Below are 18,210 nucleotides of genomic sequence, written 5' to 3' on the forward strand. Positions count from 1 at the left end.
GTGTCTTGTCAAAAATCCCAGCAACGTATCCGAGTCAAGCTGCTCATTCTAGCATAGTTGTCGGTGCGCTATACCTGCCCGCGTTCGGCCAGCGAAGTCACCTCGGTGGCCCCGACGATCAGGTGATCCAGCAGGCGCACGTCCACCAGCGCCAGGGCCTGCTTCAGTTGGCGCGTCAGGGCAATGTCCGCCGCGCTGGGCTCCGCCAGGCCGGAAGGATGGTTGTGCGCCAGGATCAGGGCGGCGGCGTGGTGGCCGAGCGCGGCCCGCACCACTTCGCGGGGGTAGATCGACGCGTGCGACAGCGTGCCCCGGGCGATTTCCGCGCAGTCGATCAGCTGCAGCTGGGTATCCAGAAACAGCGCGATGCAGTGTTCCACCCGCAGGTGCGCCAGGCGCATGGCGCAGTAGGCCTTGACCCGGTCCGGCTGGTTCAGCGTGCGGCCCAGGCGCAGCGGTTCTTCGAGGGCGCGGCGGCCGAGCTCCTGCACCGCCAGCAGTTCGCAGGTCTTGGCATGGCCCATGCCGGGAAAAGACAGCAAGGCGCCGGCCTCGGCCGACAGCAGGCGGCGCAGGCCGCCGAAATGTTCGAGCAGGTCGTGCCCCATGCGCACGGCATTGCGCCCGCGCGTGCCGGTGCGCAACAGGATGGCCAGCAATTCGGCCGAGGTCAGTGCCGTCGCGCCGTGGCGCAGCAGGCGCTCGCGGGGACGTTCACTGCAGGGGGATTGGCTGGATTGTGGCATGATAGGCCCTAAAATACGCAGGTTTGTCTGATTCTTTGATGGGTGATCCATTTTGACCTCTTCCAACGACGTTGCACACGTCCGCGCGGACTCTTATGTCACGCTGCATTACCGCATCGAACCGCTCACCGGGCCTGCGGCGGGGACGGCTTTTGTGGATACTTTCCTGGATCGTCCCGCCACCTTGCAGCTGGGCATGGGCCAGTGGGCGCCCGGGCTGGAGGCCCTGCTGCTCGACCAGCCCGAGGGCGCGCATTTCACGACGGATGTCCCGGCCGCCCAGGCCTATGGCAACCGCAATCCCGACCTTCTGCGTTGGATTTCCCGCGAGGAAATGGTCAATAACGCGCCGCCCGACACCGAATTCAATCCCGGCGAGATGATTGAATTCGTGGCGCCCAATGGCGGGCGCTATGCGGGCGTCCTCAAGGCCATCCAGGACGACGCCGCCCTGTTCGATTTCAATCACCCGCTGGCCGGCATCGACCTGCAGCTCGAAGTCCGCATCCTGGGGGTGTTGTAATGGCCGACGACAAGACGCCGCCCGTGGCGCAGGACGGCACCGAGATCGTGCTGGCGCAGCCGCGCGGGTTCTGCGCCGGCGTGGATCGCGCCATCGACATCGTCGAGCGCGCCCTGGAAATCCACGGCGCCCCGATTTACGTGCGCCACGAGATCGTCCACAACCGTTATGTGGTCGAAGACCTGCGCGCCAAAGGGGCCATTTTCATCGACGAGCTCGAAGACGCGCCCGCCGGGGCCATCGTGATTTTCTCCGCCCACGGCGTGTCGCGGGCGGTGCGGGCCGAGGCCCAGCAGCGCGCGCAGCGCATCTTCGATGCCACCTGTCCTCTGGTCACCAAGGTTCACGTCGAGGTCGCCCGCATGCGCAAGGAAGGCCGCGAGGTCATCATGATCGGCCACCGGGGCCACCCCGAAGTCGAAGGCACGCTGGGGCAGGCCGACGACGGCATGTATCTGGTCGAAACCGTCCAGGACGTCCAGGCCCTGCGGGTGCGCGATCCGGCCCATCTGGCCTTTGTCACCCAGACCACGCTGTCCATCGACGATGCCGCCCAGGTGGCGGAGGCCTTGCGCGTCCGGTTCCCCGGTATTGCCGAGCCCAAGAAAAGCGACATCTGTTATGCCACCCAGAACCGCCAGGACGCCGTGCGCATCATGGCGCCGCAGTGCGACCTGGTGCTGGTGGTGGGCAGCCCCAACAGCTCCAATTCCAATCGGTTGCGCGAGGTGGCCGAGCGCAAGGGCGTCACCGCGTATCTGCTGGATCATCCCGACATGATCCAGCCCGAATGGCTGGCCAAGGCCAAGCGCATCGGGGTGACGGCAGGCGCTTCCGCCCCCGAAGCCCTGGTGCGGCAGGTGCTGGATCGCCTGCGCGAACTGGGCGTGCGTTCGGTGCGTCCCCTGGATGGGGTGCGCGAACAGGTTTCCTTTCCGCTGCCGCGCGAACTCTCCCGCAAAAAACAGGATCAGGCATGAACATCGGGTTTTGCGGCCTGGGGCGCATGGGCGTCCCCATGGTGCGCCGTCTTTTGCAAGCCGGCCACCAGGTCAGCGTCTGGAACCGCTCTCCCGGGCCGGCGCAGCAGCTCGCGGCCGAAGGCGCCCGCGTTTGCGCCAGCCCCCGTGAGCTCGGCCAGGCATGCTCGGTGGCGGCGCTGTGCCTGTTCGATGCCGCCGCGGTCGAAGCCGTGGTGTTTGGCCCGGATGGCCTGGCCACCGCCCCGGGCCTGGCGCTTCTGGTGGATCATTCTTCGATTCCGCCGGCCGAAACCCGCCAGTTCGCCGCCCGCCTGCAACAGGCCAACGGCGCGGCCTGGCTCGACGCCCCGGTGTCCGGCGGGGTGGGCGGGGCCGCGGCGGGCACCTTGGCGATCATGGCGGGCGGGCCCGCCGATGCCTGCGAGGCCATCACGCCGGTGCTGCTGGCCTATGCCCAGCGGGTGACGCACATGGGGCCCGTGGGATCCGGGCAGGTCGCCAAACTCTGCAACCAGACCATCGTCACCACCACCCTTGCCGCCATCGCCGAGGCGGTCTGCCTGGCCCGGGATGCCGGGGTCGACGCCGCCAAGCTGCCGCAGGCCCTGGCGGGCGGATGGGCGGATTCGACCCTGCTGCCGCTGTTCGTGCCGCGCATGCTGCAGACCGACGTGCCGGTGCAGGCCAGCCTGGACACGCTGCTGAAAGACACCGACACCGTGGCGGCGCTGGCACGCCAGCAGGGCACCGCCATGCCGGTGGCCGCCGCCGTGGGGCAGGGGTTGCGGCTGGCCAGCCGCCGGGGCCTGGGCGGGCAGGATGCGTCCCGCCTGATCCGTCTGTATGATTCTGATTCTGAGACAGGGAAAACCACCGGCCGCTGATGCCGCCAATCTCTGATGGGGCTGCCGGAATACCCGGCGCCGGTCACGGGTTGCACCGGCAGGGGTCGCCATTGGCGCCCGATTCCATCCACTTCGGAGACCATGCATGAGTTCACGCCTTAAATTCGCGACACTGGGAGCGGCCGTCGTCGTGCTGGCCTATGGCGCGGCCTCCTGGTACGCCGGGCGGCTGGCCCAGCAATCCATCCAGTCCTGGGTGGATCGGGCCAACCAGGAAATTCAATCGCGCTGGGACGATCCGGCGGCGCCCGGGCCGAAACTCGCGCTGGATGACTACCAGCGGGGTATTTTTACGTCCCAGGTGCGCTACGTCTTTGAATACCGGGATGCCGACGGGGCGGCCCAGCGCCTGGTCGTGCAGGACGCGTTGCAGCATGGGCCGTGGCCGGCGGCGGCGGTGCAAGCCGGCATCTGGCGGCCCCTGGCGGCGTACAGCCGCCTGCAGCCCGTGGCCGACGGCCCCTGGAAGCCCTGGTTCGACCGCATGCCGGACGCCCAGGCGCCCTGGCATGCCGTGACGCAAGTGGGCTTCGATGGCCGGGTCGATTCCCTGGTCACGGTCTTGCCGGTGCGCATCCAGGACGATGGCCTGCTGGATTTCAGCGGCGGCACGCTCGCCATCCACCACGAACCCGGGGCGCGCCTGACCCAGGTCTCCGGGCAGGCGCAAGCCCTGTCGCTGGAAACGGACGACGCGTCCAAGGTTCAGCTGCGGGATATCCAGTTCCAGGGGCGTTCCACCCGCAGTGGCGAGGACGGTTTCCAATCCACCCAGGAAATCCAGCTGGCCAGTGTGCAGCTCGACGGCACCGACATGCCCGGCGTGCGGCTCGACCAGCCCTCGGCCCGGGTCGATGTGGCCCGCACCGGCAGCCTGATGGATGCCCAGGTGCAGTACGATTTCGGGAAACTGCTGATCGACCGGCAGGACATGGGCGTCATCCAGCTGAAGGCCTCCAGCCAGCAACTGGATGTGGATGCCGTGCAGGCCCTGGGGCTGGCGCTGGGCCAGTTGCCGGACGACTTCGATTACGACCAGCTCGGCAGCGCGGAGCAGCAGGCGCTGAAAACCCGGGTGCTGTCCGTGCTGGCCACCTCGCCGGTGCTGTCGCTGGATTCACTGAGCTGGGCCACGCCCAAAGGCAAGACCGATCTGCGCCTGCGGGTGCAGCTGCGGCCCGTGGCCGACCCGGTTCCCGATGATCCGGGGGCCTTGATCGAGCGCGGCATCCAGCAGGTCAAGTTCGGCGCGGGGGTATCCAAGCCCATGCTGGTGTCGCTGCTGGCGCAGCTGCAGTCCTCCAACGAAGGGGCTTTCGGGGCGGCTTTGTTCAGCATGCTGTTCGACCAGTATGCCGATCGCCTGCAGCGGGCCGGCCTGGCGCAGGCGCAAGACGGCCAGATGCGCACAGAGGCCACCTATGCCGATGGCCTGGTATCGGTCAATGGCCAGGCCGCCGTCACCCCCGAGGATCTCAGCCAGCAACTGGCGGCTGTCCTGGGTCTGGAGGATTGATGGAAACCGTCTTTACCCGGATTTTGGCGGGTGAAATCCCCGCCGCCCTGGTGTACCGGGGCCCCGAAGTGTTCGCCTTCATGGATGCCGGCCAACTGAACCCCGGGCATGTGCTGGTGGCTCCCTGCCATCCGTATCCGACCTTGCTGGATATGCCCGAAGACCTGGCCGCCACGATGATGCGTCTGGCCTGGCGGGTGGGTCAGGCGGTGCAGTCCGCCTTTCAGCCCGACGGCCTGACCCTGTTGCAGGCCAACCGGCCAGCAGGCTGGCAGACCGTGGCGCATGCCCATATCCACGTGCTGCCGCGCTACGAAAACGATGGCGTGGGCCTGGTCTGGCCGCGCAAAGACCCCGATCTCGCCGTTTTGCAGGCATACGCGGCCCGCATCATCCTGCCATGATTCCCCGGGTGCGGCGGGGGGAGAAAATTTTATTTCTTGCTTGAATCATAGAGGCCTATCCGGCCTCTTTTTCGTTGTGCGGCGCAATATTAGGGGTTAATCCGTCCCTGATGATTTCCCTTAAGCATAAACCCTTATTTTTTGCATTGCAGCATAATAAATAAGGGATAAAAATACTGATATATCAAAAGCTTGAATCCTTCTTTTGCCTGGCCCGCCAAGACGGGTAGGCATCGGATTCACGGCGGGTCGCCCGTCTTTTTCACCTGCGTAAGTTTTGCGTAAGTTTCAAAACTCTTAATAGCATTACGCGGAAATCTAGTCGTCTATTTTTCTGTTCGACCATAAAAACAAAGCTGTTGGATACATAAAAACAAAACCAGGCGAGTTGCCGAAACGCAGTACCTCCAGCCCGGGAGCCGTGGGCACCCGGGGTCAACCAAATCAGGAGACAAGACAATGAAAGATCAAGACACGTTGGGCCAAGCCATGCAGACGCCGGTCAAGCGCCGTTCCGTGCTGAAAGCCGGCGCCGCCGGCATTGCCGGCGGCATGCTGCTGCCGGGGGCCGCGAAGCTGGCCATGGCGCAAGACAAAAAGCCGCTGGGGGCCTGGCCCGCCGGCGCCGAAGCCAATGAAATCTTTGTCGGCCTGACCGTCGATCTGACCGGCCCGTACTCGGCCCAGGGCGCCGCCCAGCAGCGCGGCTATGAGCTCGCCGCCGAGCACATCAACAGCGGCGACCCCGTGCTGAAGCAGATTTCCGCCGACCTGAAAAAAGGCGTGCTGGGCAAATCCATCAAGCTGGGCGCGGCCGATGCCGAAACCAAGCCCAATACCGGGGTGCAGGCCGCCACGCGTTTCATCCACGACAACAAAGCCATGATGGTGTCGGGCAGCACCAGCAGCTCGGTGGCCATCGCCCTGGAAAAAGTCTGCAACCGTGAGCACACCCCGTATTTCACGGCGATTTCCGGGTCCAACGAAACCACCGGGGTCGATTGCCAGCGCTACGGCTTCCGCCCCTGCTATTTCGCCTACATGGCCACCAAGGCCATTGCGCCCGTGGCCGCCAAGGAATTCGGCAAGGACCGCAAGGCCGCCTACCTGACGCCGGACTACACCTATGGCCACACCACCACCCAGTCCATGAAGGAATTCACCGAAAAAGAAGGCTGGACCACGGTCACCAACCAGGTTCACCCGTTGGGCGCCAAGGACTACAGCTCGTATCTCATCAACATCGCCAACACCGATGCCGATGTGCTGGTGCTGGTGGCGTATGGGGCGGATGCCGCCAACGCGCTCAAGCAGGCCAAGCAATTTGGCCTGCTCGACAAGATGAAAGTGGTCATTCCGTACAGCTCGGCCTATATCGAGGAAGAAGTCGGCGCCGACCTGATGGATGGCGTGCTGCTGGCCCAGGGCTTCTGGTGGACCATGGAAGACACCTACCCGGTGGCCAAGGAATTCGTCGCCGCCTATGAAAAGAAATTCGGCGGCAAGCCGCGTGATTCGGCGTTCTACGGCTACCTGGCCATCATGTTGTGGGCCGCTGCGGCCGAACGCGCCGGCGGTCTGTATCCGCCTGATTTGGTCAAGGCCCTGGAAGACGGCGCGGTGCTGGAAACCGCCGTCGGTCCCGTGTCGATCCGCGCCGAGGATCACCAGGGTGTCGTCAACTTCCCGATCATGCGCGGCAAGAAGAAAGCCGACATGAAGAACCCCAACGACTACTACGACATCGTCCACATCGTCCAGGGCAAGGACGTCGTTCCCGAACTGGGCGTCCTGGGTTGCAAGATGGGTGGCTACATCTAAGCAGGGGGACAAGTCCGGTGCCGGTGTTCTGACCGGCGCCGGACTGTCCATCGTCCGGGACTTTCAAGGAGGCACCCGAGCATGTCATTATTTCTATCACAGTTATTCAATGGGCTGACGACCGGCCTGTTGCTGGCGCTCATCAGTACCGGCTTGACCATCATCTACGGCACGCTCGGTGTCATCAATTTTGCCCACGGCGCGCTGTTCGTCGTGGGGGGGTACGCCGGCTATACCGTCTATGGCCTGACGGATTCTTTCGTGCTGGCCATCGCGGGCGGCTCGGCGGTGGCGCTGGTCTGCGGCCTGGTCATCGAGCGCGGCCTGATGCGCAAATTCTACAATCGGCCGCCCGAGGATCAGATTCTGGTGACGTTCGGCCTGAGCATCATTCTGGTTGAAATCATCCGGGGCATCTACGGGGGCGTCAGCATGTCGGTGACGCCGCCCGAGTGGGGCATCGGCATCGCCAAGATCGGTTCGCTGATCTACCCGATGTACCGGCTGGAGACCCTGGCCATTTCGGCGGGCACGCTGCTGGTTCTGTACTGGGTGCTGTATCGCACCAGCCTCGGCCTGGTGGTGCGCGCGGGGATCGAGGATTCGCAGATGGTCGATGCCCTGGGGATCAACATCAAGCGCGCTTTCCTGCTGGTGTTCGGCCTGGGCGCCATGGCGGCCGGGTTTGCGGGCGTGGTCAATTCGCCCATCGTGGCGCTGACGCCCGACATGGGGTTCCGCTATCTGGTCGAATCCTTCGTGGTGGTGGTGATCGGCGGGGTCGGGTCCTTTCCGGGGGCCATCGTGGGCGGCATCATCGCCGGCGAAATCCTCAGTCTCACGGCCATGGTCAATCCGCAGTATTCCGATGTGATGCTTTTCGTAGCAATGGCCCTGGTGCTGGTGTTCCGTCCCCAAGGGCTGATGGGTCAGGAGGGTCGAGAATGAGCTCGTCACAAACAACGACGGCCGGCAAAGCGGTTACCGCGCGGCCTGCCAATCAAACCGGGGGCGGCATCATGCATGGCCGGCTGCCTGAAATGTGGGTGGGTATCTGTCTGATCGTGGCGCCGTTCGTCCTGCCCGCGATCGGGATGAGTCCCGACCTGCTCACCCGAATCCTCATTTTCGGCATCTTTGGCCTGGGCTTCGACCTGCTGTTCGGCTATACCGGCCTGCTGTCCTTCGGCCAGGCGGCGTTCTATGGCACGGGCGGGTTCGTCACGGCTTACCTGATGACCGACGGCATCGTGCCCAACATGCTGCTGGCGCTGCTGATCGGCACGGTCGTCGCGGCGGCCACGGGCTTGCTGATCGGCTACCTGACCCTGCGGCGCACCGGCATCTATTTCGCCATGAGCACGCTGGCCTTTGGCGAGATGTTCTTCTTCATGGAGAACTCCGTGTTCAAAGAATACACCGGCGGCGAGAACGGCATTGCCGGCGTGCCGGTGCCGTCGATCGACCTCGGGTTCATCCACTTCGAGATCAGCAGCGGCTGGCCCATGTACTGGTTTGTCGCCCTGATCTTCTTCGTCGGCTATTTCATTGCGCGCCGCATCGTGCGTTCGCCGTTCGGCGCGGTGCTGAAGGCCATTCGCGGCAATCCGAAGCGCGCCATGGCCCTGGGCCACTCCATCCAGTCCTACAAACTGATGGTGTTCGTGGTGGCCGCCGCCTATGGCGGCCTGGCCGGCGGCCTGCTGGGCCTGTTCCAGTCGTACATGCCGCCGGACGCCTTCGCGCTGGGCACGTCGGCTGAAATCGTCATCCAGACGGTGATGGGCGGCGCCGGCACGCTGCTGGGCCCGTTGCTGGGCGCCACCATCTGGCTGTATCTGTACGAAGGCCTGCAGCAGGTCGGCGGCCTGGGGCCCTACTGGAAGCTGATCCTGGGCATCGTGTTCGTGGTATTGGTGACGGTGTTCCGCCACGGGGTGGCCGGCTTCATCATCCAGCTGTGGCAGCGCAGCCGCAAGCTGCCCGCCGGCGTCGATGCCGAGGCCAGCACCAAGGTCGGGCGCAGCCTGGATATCGTTCCGCCGCTGTCTTCCAGCCGCGCGGGCGCTCCGGTGCTGGAAGCGCGCGGCATCAGCAAGCACTACGGCGGCCTGAAAGCCAATAGCGACATCGACTTCACCCTGCGCGAGGGCGAGCTGCACGGCGTGATCGGGCCCAACGGGGCGGGCAAGTCCACCTTCTTCGCCATGCTGGCCGGCGAACTGCCCACGACGTCCGGCAAGGTCTTCTTCCGGGGGCAGGAAATCACCGGCATCGGTGTCACCGCCGTCTGCCAGCTGGGGATGAGCAAGAGTTACCAGATCAACCAGCTTTTCGAGCACCTGACCGTCCGCCAGAACGTCATGATCCCGGTGCTGGCCCGGCTGCGCGGCAAGTATCGCGGCGACATGCTCAATCGCCTGCACTCCGACAAGCTCGATGAGCAGGTCAACGCGGCCATCGCCATGGTCGACCTCAGCCACCATGCCGATACCTTGGTGTCCGACATGTCCTACGGCGAGAAGCGCCGCCTGGAAATCGGCCTGGCGCTGGCCACGGGCGCCAACGTGCTGCTCTTTGACGAGCCGCTGGCCGGACTGGGCCCCGAGGAGCGCGTGCTGGTGGTGTCCTTGCTGAAGTCGATCCGCGAGGGCCGCAGCATGGTCATTGTCGAGCACGATATGGATGCCATGTTCGAGCTGGCCGAACGGATCACGGTTTTGTGCGAAGGCCGCAAGCTGGCCGAAGGGACGGCGGAAGACATCCGCCACGATCCCAGCGTACAGTCTGCCTACCTGGGAGGGATGGACGATGAGTCTGCTTGAAGTCGATAAGATCAACAGTTATTACGGGGACTCCCACATCCTGTTCGATGTCTCGATGAACATCGAGGAACACGAAGTCGTGGCCCTGCTGGGGCGCAACGGGGCCGGCAAGAGCACCACGCTGAAGTCCCTGATGGGGATGGTTCAGGTGAAATCCGGCGCCATCCGCCACCGGGGGGTCGAAATCCAGCACCTGCCGCCCCATGGGCGGGCCGCGTTGGGCATTCAACTGGTGCCCGAGGAACGCCGCGTGTTCGGCTCCATCACGGTGCAGGAAAACCTGCAACTGGCCGCGATGACGGCCGAGAATCCGCGCACCCTGGAAGAAATCTACGAGACCTTCCCGCGCCTGGCCGAGCGCAAGCGCAACCGGGGCAAACAGCTGTCCGGGGGCGAGCAGCAGATGGTGGCCATCGCCCGGGCCATGATCCGCAATGCGGACATCATCCTCCTGGACGAGCCTTTCGAGGGTCTGGCGCCCCTGATCGTGCGGGATCTCATGGGGGTTTGCCGCAAGCTGGCCGACGCGGGCCAGACCATCGTCATCGTCGAACAAAACGTGCGCGCGGCCCTGTCGCTGGCCGACCGCGCCTACATCGTCAACAACGGTCATGTGGTGTACGAGGGCACGCCCAAGGACCTGAATGAAAACGGCGAAATCATCGAGCGTTATCTCGGGGTGAAAGCCTAGTTTTCAGCCAGTCCTGCCATGGGCGATTTGGGGGAGCCACAACGGTGTGGCGCCCCCTTTTTTTATTGTGTCTGCGCGGGTGTTACTCTATAGTCCGTCTAGTCTCCTCTCTGCCTGTCATTCCCATGTTCACCACACCTGCTGCCGCCCCGGCTGCGGACAGCGACCTGCTGCACTATATTGCCTCCAGCCAGTTGCCCATGCCCTGGGCGGTATTTCATATCCATGCGTTCGCCGAGCCCGCCACGGGCAAAGAGCACGTTGCCCTGACCCTGGGGGACGTGGGGGGCGACGCGCCCGTGCTGGCCCGCATCCATTCCGAATGCCTGACCGGCGACGCCCTGTTCAGCCAGCGCTGCGACTGCGGCGCCCAGTTGCAGGCGGCCCTGCAGCGCATCGCCGAAGAAGGCCGGGGTATCCTGATGTACCTGCGCCAGGAGGGCCGGGGCATCGGGCTGCTGAATAAAATCCGGGCGTACCAGCTGCAGGATCAGGGCGCCGACACCGTAGAGGCCAACGAGCGCCTGGGGTTTCCCGCCGACCTGCGGCGCTACGATCTGTGCCGCCCCATGCTGGCGCATTTCGGCATTCACAGCGTGCGTCTGATGACCAACAACCCCCGCAAGGAAAAAGTCCTGGCCGACCTGGGCATCACCATCGCCGAGCACATCCCCCTGCAGGTCAATCGCAATCCCTATAACGAGCAATACCTGCGCACCAAGGCGCGCAAACTGGGGCACCAGTTCAAGGAATACTTCGGCGAGGCTCCTTGATGCCCGGATCAGCGTGATCTCTGAAGGCGAGGGGTTCCTTTATTTGACTCAAGTGATGTCAAGTCATGGATATTACGGATGTCTCCCGCTATCTGCGCATGCTACAAAGGAGAGCGTTGCTGGTTGCTTTGGCTTCGATTCACGCCCCTTTTCGCACCCGCTCAGTCTAGCTTGATGGTCCCCTTGACGACACCTCCCCCCTTGGAAACCCAGGACTCCGTTCCGCTCGATTTGGCCCTGCTGCCAATGGGGTCTTCCGACAGGTCTCACATTCTGGCTTTACTGCGCCTGGGCGATTTCGCCCAGGATGCCTTTCTGGCCACCGATGTCAATGGCTCGATTGTTTATCTCAATCGCAGCGCCGAGCGCCTGTTCGGCTATCGCAACGGCAGCGCCGTCGGCCTGTCTGTCCAGACCCTGCTGCCGGATGTGACCGACGTCAATCATCGTCTGGGTCAGGAAAACGACCGCCACACGCTGCTGTGGCGCGGCCAGGGCCGCAGCCGCCAGTCCCAGGTCTTGTCGCTGGCCGGGGCGGTGACCCATATCCCCTCGTTGTCGGGGCGCAGCTATTTGTATGTCATGCGCCTGCGCCGCACCGGGTTCAGCGATGCCGATCGCCAGGCGGAAATCGCCGCCCTGGTGTATCGCAACACCAGCGAGGGCATGCTGGTCCTGGATCCCAAGGGCTTCATCCTGGATGTCAATCCGGCGTTCGTCAGCCTGCGGGGGCGGGCGCAGTCCGATGTGGTGGGGCGGCATGTGCGCTGCCTGAATTCCCCCTGCCACGACCGCGAGTTCTACCGAACCATGTGGCGCAGTGTCATGGAAACCGGCAGCTGGCAGGGTGAGCACTGGGGCCAGCACGCCAACGGCGAACTCTACCCCGAATGGCTCAGTATCAATACCTCGTTCGGCGAAGACGGCGAGCCCCATCGGCGGGTCATGATTTTTTCCAATATCGCCGAAATCAAGCAGGCCGAGGCCATCATCTGGAAACAGGCCAACTTCGATCGCCTGACCGATCTGCCCAATCGCCAGATGTTCCATGACCGTCTGGAACAAAGCATCCGCAAGGCGCGCCGCGTCGGGGGGCGCGTGGGCCTGCTGTTCCTGGATCTCGACCGCTTCAAGGAAATCAACGACACCCTGGGCCATGCCATGGGGGACGACCTCCTGAAAGAAGCGGCGCGTCGCATCAGCGGCTGTGTGCGCCAGAGCGACACCGTGGCCCGCCTGGGGGGCGACGAATTCACCGTGCTGCTGGACGATATCCACGAAAACCGCGACATCCAGCGTCTGACGGACGCCATCCTGAAAACGTTGTCCCAGCCTTTCGAGCTGGGCGTCGAGACCGTGTTCATCTCGACCAGCATCGGGGTCACGTTCTACCCGGACGACGCCAACGACGCTGAAACGCTGCTGAACAATGCGGATCAGGCCATGTATTCGGCCAAGGCCGACGGCCGCAACCGCGCCCATTACTTCACGCTGTCCATGCAGGAGCGTGCCCAGACCCGCATGCGGCTGGTCAACGACCTGCACCTGGCCTTGGATCAGCAACAGTTTTCCCTGGATTACCAACCCATTGTCGATTTGTCCAATGGCAGCGTGGTCAAGGCCGAAACCCTGCTGCGCTGGCACCATCCCGTGCGCGGACTGGTCTCGCCCGCCGAATTCATCCCCTTGGCCGAAGAAACCGGCATCATCCGCGCTCTGGGCGATTGGGTGTTCCGCGAGGCCACCCGCCAGGTGGCCAACTGGCGCCGCGTCTTTGGCCGGGACATCCAGATCAGCGTCAACATCTCGCCCGCCCAGCTGCGTCACGAAGGCCTGGATCTGCCCGCGTGGGCGGATCATCTGGCCAATCTTGGCCTGCTGCCGCAGCATGTCATCGTTGAGATCACCGAGGGGCTGCTGATGGACTCGGACGACGATCGCATCCGCCAGCAGCTGGAATCCTTTCGCCAGGCCGGGGTGCGGGTGGCTCTGGACGATTTCGGCACCGGATATTCCTCGCTGTCCTACCTGCGCAAGTTCAATATCGACTTCCTGAAAATCGACCAGTCTTTCGTGGCTAACCTGCATCCGGGCAGCGCCGATCACGCCCTGTGCGAAGCCATCATTCTGCTGGCCCACAAGCTGGGCCTCCGGGTGGTGGCCGAAGGTATCGAGACCGCCGACCAGTACGACTTGCTGGCCCGCGCAGGCTGCGATTACGGCCAGGGCTACCTGTTTGCCCGGCCGCTGTCCGCGGATGGCTTCGAGACCCTGCTGGACAGCCAGGCCGATTTGCGTCCTTAGCGCGCCCCGGGCGGCGCTGCCGCCCTCTCCGTTGTTTGATGCCGCCGCGTGGCGGCCCGTCGTCGGTTCGTGCTATTGACCTTGAGCGGGCTTCAGGCAGTGCGGGGTGGCGGGCAGCACCGCCCAATGGAAGTCGATGGCGACGCCCTTGGGGCCGGACCATTGCACGGTATCCACGCCTTTCCAGGGGGCCGCGTCGTACAGGGCCTGCACGGCGGCGGCGGGGGCGGCCCGGCCTTGACGGCTGAAAGCCACCAGCGCCCCGCAGTCGAGGGCGCTGCCGGGCGCGAACCAGGGCGATTGCGCGTCGTCGGCATCAATATAGACCTGGGTGGCCGGCCCCGCGTGAACCGCGATATTGCCCCCCAGCCAGGTATTGGCCGCCACCACCCGCAAAGGACGCCCGGGTTGGTGCTGCCGCCAGTGCTGCAGGGCGAGTTCGGACAGCGCGGGCCCCGGGTAGGTGGATCGCGAGGCGTGCCCCGCCCAGTGGGCCAGCGGGCCACGGCCCGCGGCGTAGCCCAGCGCCAGCGCCAGGTGCATGGCGGCCGCCAGGATCAGGATGCGGCGCAGTTGGACGCCCTCGTCGCCGCGCAGGCCGCGCAGGGCGTAAAACCCGAACAGCACAAAAAAGGTGCTGCCCCAGGAAGCTTCCAGGCGCGAGCCCAGCAGCGCGGAAACCAGCAGGGTCGAGATCAGGGGGGCAAGGCCCACCCACAACAGGAACTGGCGGGTTTCAGGCGAGAGATCGGCCCAGAAACTGGCGGAGCGGGCGGACTGCGCCGCAAACCAGGCGTCATTGGCCGCGTAGCCGGGCGCCCGGTCGCCCTGGCGGCGGCGCCACAGGGCCCAGACCCCCAGCACGGCCAGCATGGGCGACAGGCGGCCGAGCTGATCCAATGTGAAAGCCAGCAGGGTGCCCAGCGCGGCCAGGCGGCCGCTGGTCTGCAGCGAGGCGTCGGCGTAGCGCAGGGGCTGGAACTGATGCTGCGCCAGCCACCAGAGGTGCGGGCTGACGACAAGAACGAAGGCCAGACCGGCCCAGGCCAGACCCTGCCAAGTGCGGCGCGCGCGCCAGGCGCCGCTGCGCAGCAGATAAAGGAAAAACGCGGCAAACAGGATCACGGCGCTGTATTTGGTCAGCATGGCCAGGCCGCTCACGATCCCCAGCCAGATCCAGTCGCGCCGGTGCTGGTCGCGCAGGGCGCGGTAGAACAGCCAGATGGCGGCCGCAATCGACCACAGTTGGGCCGTGTTGTGATTGTAGATGGTGCCGCGCATGGAAAAATACGCGGTCACGGAGACCAGCAGGGTCGCCATCAGGGCGCGCCGGGGCGTGGTGATCTCGCGGCCCAGCTTCCAGACAAACCACAGGCCCAGCGCGGAAAACAGCTGGCCCATCAGGAAAGGCAGCCAGACCGGACGGCCGAAAACCTGCGTGGCGAAGTGCATGAACCAGGACGGCAGCGGTGGATGTTTGGTGTAGCCCAGTTCTAGGCTGGTGGCCCAGACCAGTTCTTCCATGCCGTCCAGATCGGGCGCGGTGTGGCTGAACCCGGTCAGTGCCGTCCACAGGGCGACCATGGCCAGCAGGCACAGCGCCAGCAGGCCGGCCCGGGGCGGGCGGGCCAAGAGCGGGATTTTCGGGGGGGATGCCTGTAACATGGGCGCCAGTATAACGGGACGAATAAGGAATATATCGCGTGTGGAAATCCGGGGCCGGGGCCTGGCCGCATGGTACTATCGCCGCAGGCACGCGCCGGGGCCGACGCGCGCCGGTTTTTCTTTTAGCACAGGTTTTTCCATGACAACAGAAGTCCGTATCATCCGCGCCCGTTCCGGCTCTAAATTCGTCAGCCCGCAGGGCACCCGTGCGGTCAAGGACGGCATGCGGCCCAGCGCACTCACCGAGATTCCCGATTCGGCCCCCAAGCCCGCCTGGCTGCGGGTGCGCGTGCCCGCCGGCGCGCGCTACCAGGAAGTGCGCAACATCGTCGAGACACACAAGCTCAACACCGTCTGCGCCGAATCCAAATGCCCCAATATCGCCGAATGCTGGGGCCGGGGCACGGCCACCCTGATGCTGATGGGGTCGGTGTGCACCCGGGCCTGTAAGTTCTGTGCCGTCAGCACGGGCAACCCGCACGGCTGGCTGGATCACAACGAGCCCGCCAGCGTGGCCGATGCCGTGGCGTTGATGCAGCTGAAATACGTGGTGCTGACCTCCGTCGACCGCGACGACCTGCTCGATGGGGGCGCGGGCCACTACGCCGCCTGCATCCGGGCCATCCACCAGCGTTCGCCGGAAACCGCCGTCGAGGCGCTGACGCCGGATTTCCAGGGCAGCCAGGCCAGCCTGCGCACCATCCTGGACGCCGGGCTGACCACGTTCGCGCAAAACCTGGAAACCGTCGAGCGCCTGACCCACGTGGTGCGCGACGTGCGGGCCGGCTACCGGCAGACCCTGGACGTTCTGGCCTACGCCAAGCAGTACGCCCCGCATACGCTGACCAAGACCAGCATCATGCTGGGCCTGGGCGAGACCGACGAGGAAGTCGAACAGGCCATGGACGACATCCGCGCGGCCAACGTCGATATCCTGACCTTCGGCCAGTACATGCGCCCCACGGCCAACCACCTGCCGGTCAAGCGTTTCGTCACGCCCGAACAGTTCCGCGCGTTCCGCGACCTGGGGTTGTCCAAGGGCTTTCGTGAAGTCGTTTCCGGGGCGCTGGTGCGTTCCAGCTACCGGGCCGAACAAGTCCTGCAAAAAGAAAACGTCGGGCTTTAATCGCTGGCGGCGGGCAGGGTCGCGGGGCTCAGGCCGGCGGCCTGCACGCGCTGGGTCAGGGCCTGCGCCAGGCGCTGGCAGGCCGGGCCGGGAAAATCCGGCCGGGCGAACACCCGGTACAGCATGGCATAGCGGTGGCGGCCTTCGGCCAGGGGCAGGGGCTTCAGGCGGCCGTCGGCCAGTTCCTGCCGGATGCGCAGTTCGGGATACCAGGCAAAGCCCAGACCCGCGCAGGCGGCCTGGATGGACGTGACCGGATGGCTGAAGGTCCAGCGCTGCTTGGCGTCCAGCCAGCCGGCATTTTGCCGCCCCGATCCCGAATCCCGCACCACCAGTTGCCGGTGCTGGCGCAGGTCGGCCCACTCCAGTGTGCGCCCCAGGCCGTGCAGGGCGTGGGTCGGGGCGGCCACCGCCACGAAGCGGATCTGTAGCAGGGCCTCGCCGCTGAACCCCTGGGGGATGCGGGGCGTGATGGCCAGGTCGGCCTCGCGGCGCAGCAGGGCATCGTCCGTACCGCTCAACACGGTTTCCAGCACTTCGATCCGAGTATTGGGGCAGTCCGGGCTGAGTGCGGCCAGCGCCTGCAGCAGCAGCCAGTCGGGAAACAAGCCGTCCACGGCCAGCCGCAGCAAGGCTTCCTGCCCTTGGGCCATGTGCCGGGCGGCGGCTTCCAGGCCCTGGGCGTGTTCCACCAGCTGGCGGGCGCGCTGCAGCAGGATCTGCCCGGCCGGGGTGAGGACGGCCCGGCGGCCTTCCTGGCGGAATACACGCAGGCCCAATTGATCTTCCAGGCGCTGAATGGCGTAGCTGACGGCGGACTGGCTTTTGCCCAGGGCTTCAGCCGCCTGCGCGTAGCCGCCCTGATCCACCACCGCCATCAGGGACTGCCAGTAATGCAAGGGGATGATTTCAGACATATTCATAAATTAGATTGAATTGCCCTATTTTATCCGGTTGTTCATCTAATTAAACGATTTCATAATGGAACCCATCGAAAACAGCGATTCAAACGGCCGGCCCGGCCAAGCATCGACAGGAGTCCATCCATGAGCATTCGTTCCATTACTCAGGTTTTGCCCGCCCAAGCGACCCAGGACGGCGCCGGTGTGCGCCTGCTGCGGGCGTTGGGCTATCAGCGCCAGGTTCGCATGGATCCTTTCCTGATGCTGGATGCCTTTTCGTCGGACGACCCGGACGACTATATCGCGGGGTTCCCGCCGCACCCGCATCGCGGCTTTGAAACCATTACGTATATCGTGGACGGCCACATGCGCCACCGCGACCACCTGGGCAACGAAGGCGATCTGAAGGCCGGCGGCGTCCAATGGATGACGGCGGGACGGGGCATCATCCACGAGGAAATGCCGCAGCAGGAAAACGGCCTGCTGCGCGGTTTCCAGATCTGGCTGAACCTGCCGGCGGCCGAAAAAATGCAGCCCGCCCATTACCGTGACATCCCGGCCGCGCAGATCGCCACCGCGCCCCTGCCCGAGGGCGGCTTCATCAAGCTGATCGCGGGCACCATTCCCTGGGCCACTTGCCCTCTGAAAGGCCCGGGCCAGGGGGCGGTGGCGTCGGTCACCCAGCCGCTGATCGCCGATATCTGCGTGATGGCCGGACAGTCTGTGGACATCCCCGTGCCCGCCACGCATCAGGCCTTGCTGTATGTGTTTGAAGGCCGGCTGGATGGGGGCGCGCACGCCATCCCCGCCGGGCATTCGGTCTGGTATGGCCCGCAAGGCGATGTGATCCGGGTCGCCCCCGCGGCGGACGCCCCCGATGGGGTGCGTGTTCTGTTGCTGGCGGGCAAGCCGCTCAACGAGCCCATCGCCCAGTATGGCCCGTTCGTCATGAACACCCAGCAGGAAATCGAGCAAGCCCTGCAGGACTACCGCGACGGCGTCTTGACCGAAGCCGCCTGATTGCGC

The 18,210-nt window shown here is 65.0% G+C and carries 16 protein-coding genes; 13 read left to right on the forward strand and 3 right to left on the reverse strand.

Annotated features, from left to right (window positions below):
• Nucleotides 1–68: 68 nt before the first annotated feature.
• The gene (gene radC, locus ACMHYJ_RS08350) at nt 69–746 is read right to left on the reverse strand and encodes a RadC family protein (RefSeq protein ID WP_414245759.1); all 678 of its coding nucleotides are present in this window, start codon (nt 744–746) and stop codon (nt 69–71) included.
• Nucleotides 747–795: 49 nt separating this feature from the next.
• Between radC and ACMHYJ_RS08355 the strand changes: the two genes are divergently transcribed.
• The 11 genes from ACMHYJ_RS08355 to ACMHYJ_RS08405 all read left to right on the forward strand — a co-directional run bounded on the left by ACMHYJ_RS08355 (nt 796) and on the right by ACMHYJ_RS08405 (nt 13,491).
• Nucleotides 796–1,269: an FKBP-type peptidyl-prolyl cis-trans isomerase gene (locus ACMHYJ_RS08355; RefSeq protein ID WP_414245861.1), complete on the forward strand. Its 474-nt coding sequence runs from the start codon at nt 796–798 to the stop codon at nt 1,267–1,269.
• On the forward strand, nt 1,269–2,249 hold the full coding sequence (gene ispH, locus ACMHYJ_RS08360) for a 4-hydroxy-3-methylbut-2-enyl diphosphate reductase (protein ID WP_414245760.1): 981 nt from the start codon (nt 1,269–1,271) through the stop codon (nt 2,247–2,249). The genes ACMHYJ_RS08355 and ispH overlap by 1 nt, the downstream gene beginning before the upstream one ends.
• Nucleotides 2,246–3,136, forward strand: a complete 891-nt coding sequence (locus ACMHYJ_RS08365) for an NAD(P)-dependent oxidoreductase (RefSeq protein ID WP_414245761.1) — start codon at nt 2,246–2,248, stop codon at nt 3,134–3,136. Before ispH ends, ACMHYJ_RS08365 begins: the two co-directional genes overlap by 4 nt.
• Before the next feature lie 106 nt (nt 3,137–3,242).
• Nucleotides 3,243–4,673: a YdgA family protein gene (locus tag ACMHYJ_RS08370; RefSeq protein WP_414245762.1), complete on the forward strand. Its 1,431-nt coding sequence runs from the start codon at nt 3,243–3,245 to the stop codon at nt 4,671–4,673.
• Nucleotides 4,673–5,077, forward strand: a complete 405-nt coding sequence (locus ACMHYJ_RS08375; protein ID WP_414245763.1) for an HIT family protein — start codon at nt 4,673–4,675, stop codon at nt 5,075–5,077. Before ACMHYJ_RS08370 ends, ACMHYJ_RS08375 begins: the two co-directional genes overlap by 1 nt.
• A gap of 459 nt (nt 5,078–5,536) precedes the next feature.
• A complete protein-coding gene (locus ACMHYJ_RS08380) occupies nt 5,537–6,898 on the forward strand; it encodes a substrate-binding protein (RefSeq protein WP_414245764.1) in 1,362 nt (453 codons plus the stop codon).
• 81 nt (nt 6,899–6,979) lie between these two features.
• Nucleotides 6,980–7,846 carry a branched-chain amino acid ABC transporter permease gene (locus ACMHYJ_RS08385; protein WP_414245765.1) on the forward strand — a complete coding sequence of 289 codons (867 nt, stop codon included), beginning with the start codon at nt 6,980–6,982 and terminating at the stop codon, nt 7,844–7,846.
• A 92-nt stretch (nt 7,847–7,938) separates the two neighbouring features.
• A complete protein-coding gene (locus ACMHYJ_RS08390; protein ID WP_414245862.1) occupies nt 7,939–9,723 on the forward strand; it encodes an ABC transporter permease subunit in 1,785 nt (594 codons plus the stop codon).
• Nucleotides 9,710–10,414: an ABC transporter ATP-binding protein gene (locus ACMHYJ_RS08395; protein WP_414245766.1), complete on the forward strand. Its 705-nt coding sequence runs from the start codon at nt 9,710–9,712 to the stop codon at nt 10,412–10,414. The genes ACMHYJ_RS08390 and ACMHYJ_RS08395 overlap by 14 nt, the downstream gene beginning before the upstream one ends.
• A 125-nt stretch (nt 10,415–10,539) precedes the next feature.
• Entirely contained in the window at nt 10,540–11,187 is a 648-nt protein-coding gene (gene ribA / locus ACMHYJ_RS08400; RefSeq protein ID WP_414245767.1) for a GTP cyclohydrolase II, read from the forward strand.
• 183 nt (nt 11,188–11,370) lie between these two features.
• Nucleotides 11,371–13,491, forward strand: coding sequence for a putative bifunctional diguanylate cyclase/phosphodiesterase (locus ACMHYJ_RS08405; protein ID WP_414245768.1), 2,121 nt, complete (start codon nt 11,371–11,373; stop codon nt 13,489–13,491).
• Between the two features lie 72 nt (nt 13,492–13,563).
• Here ACMHYJ_RS08405 and ACMHYJ_RS08410 read toward each other — a convergent pair whose 3' ends face one another.
• Nucleotides 13,564–15,123, reverse strand: coding sequence for a glycosyltransferase family 39 protein (locus ACMHYJ_RS08410; RefSeq protein WP_414245769.1), 1,560 nt, complete (start codon nt 15,121–15,123; stop codon nt 13,564–13,566).
• A gap of 172 nt (nt 15,124–15,295) precedes the next feature.
• Here ACMHYJ_RS08410 and lipA point away from each other — a divergent pair, with 172 nt between their 5' ends.
• Entirely contained in the window at nt 15,296–16,282 is a 987-nt protein-coding gene (gene lipA / locus ACMHYJ_RS08415; protein WP_414245770.1) for a lipoyl synthase, read from the forward strand.
• On the opposite strand, the gene ACMHYJ_RS08420 is transcribed toward lipA, so the two are convergent.
• Nucleotides 16,279–17,199, reverse strand: a complete 921-nt coding sequence (locus ACMHYJ_RS08420) for a LysR family transcriptional regulator (RefSeq protein ID WP_414245771.1) — start codon at nt 17,197–17,199, stop codon at nt 16,279–16,281. The two genes, lipA and ACMHYJ_RS08420, sit on opposite strands and share 4 nt — an antisense overlap.
• Nucleotides 17,200–17,328: 129 nt before the next feature.
• Between ACMHYJ_RS08420 and ACMHYJ_RS08425 the strand changes: the two genes are divergently transcribed.
• Complete coding sequence (locus ACMHYJ_RS08425; protein WP_414245772.1) at nt 17,329–18,204, forward strand: pirin family protein; 876 nt, start codon at nt 17,329–17,331, stop codon at nt 18,202–18,204.
• Nucleotides 18,205–18,210 lie beyond the last annotated feature (6 nt).

The sequence above is a fragment of the Castellaniella hirudinis genome (assembly GCF_047468865.1).
GTDB classification, from domain to species: Bacteria; Pseudomonadota; Gammaproteobacteria; order Burkholderiales; family Burkholderiaceae_B; genus Castellaniella; species Castellaniella hirudinis_A.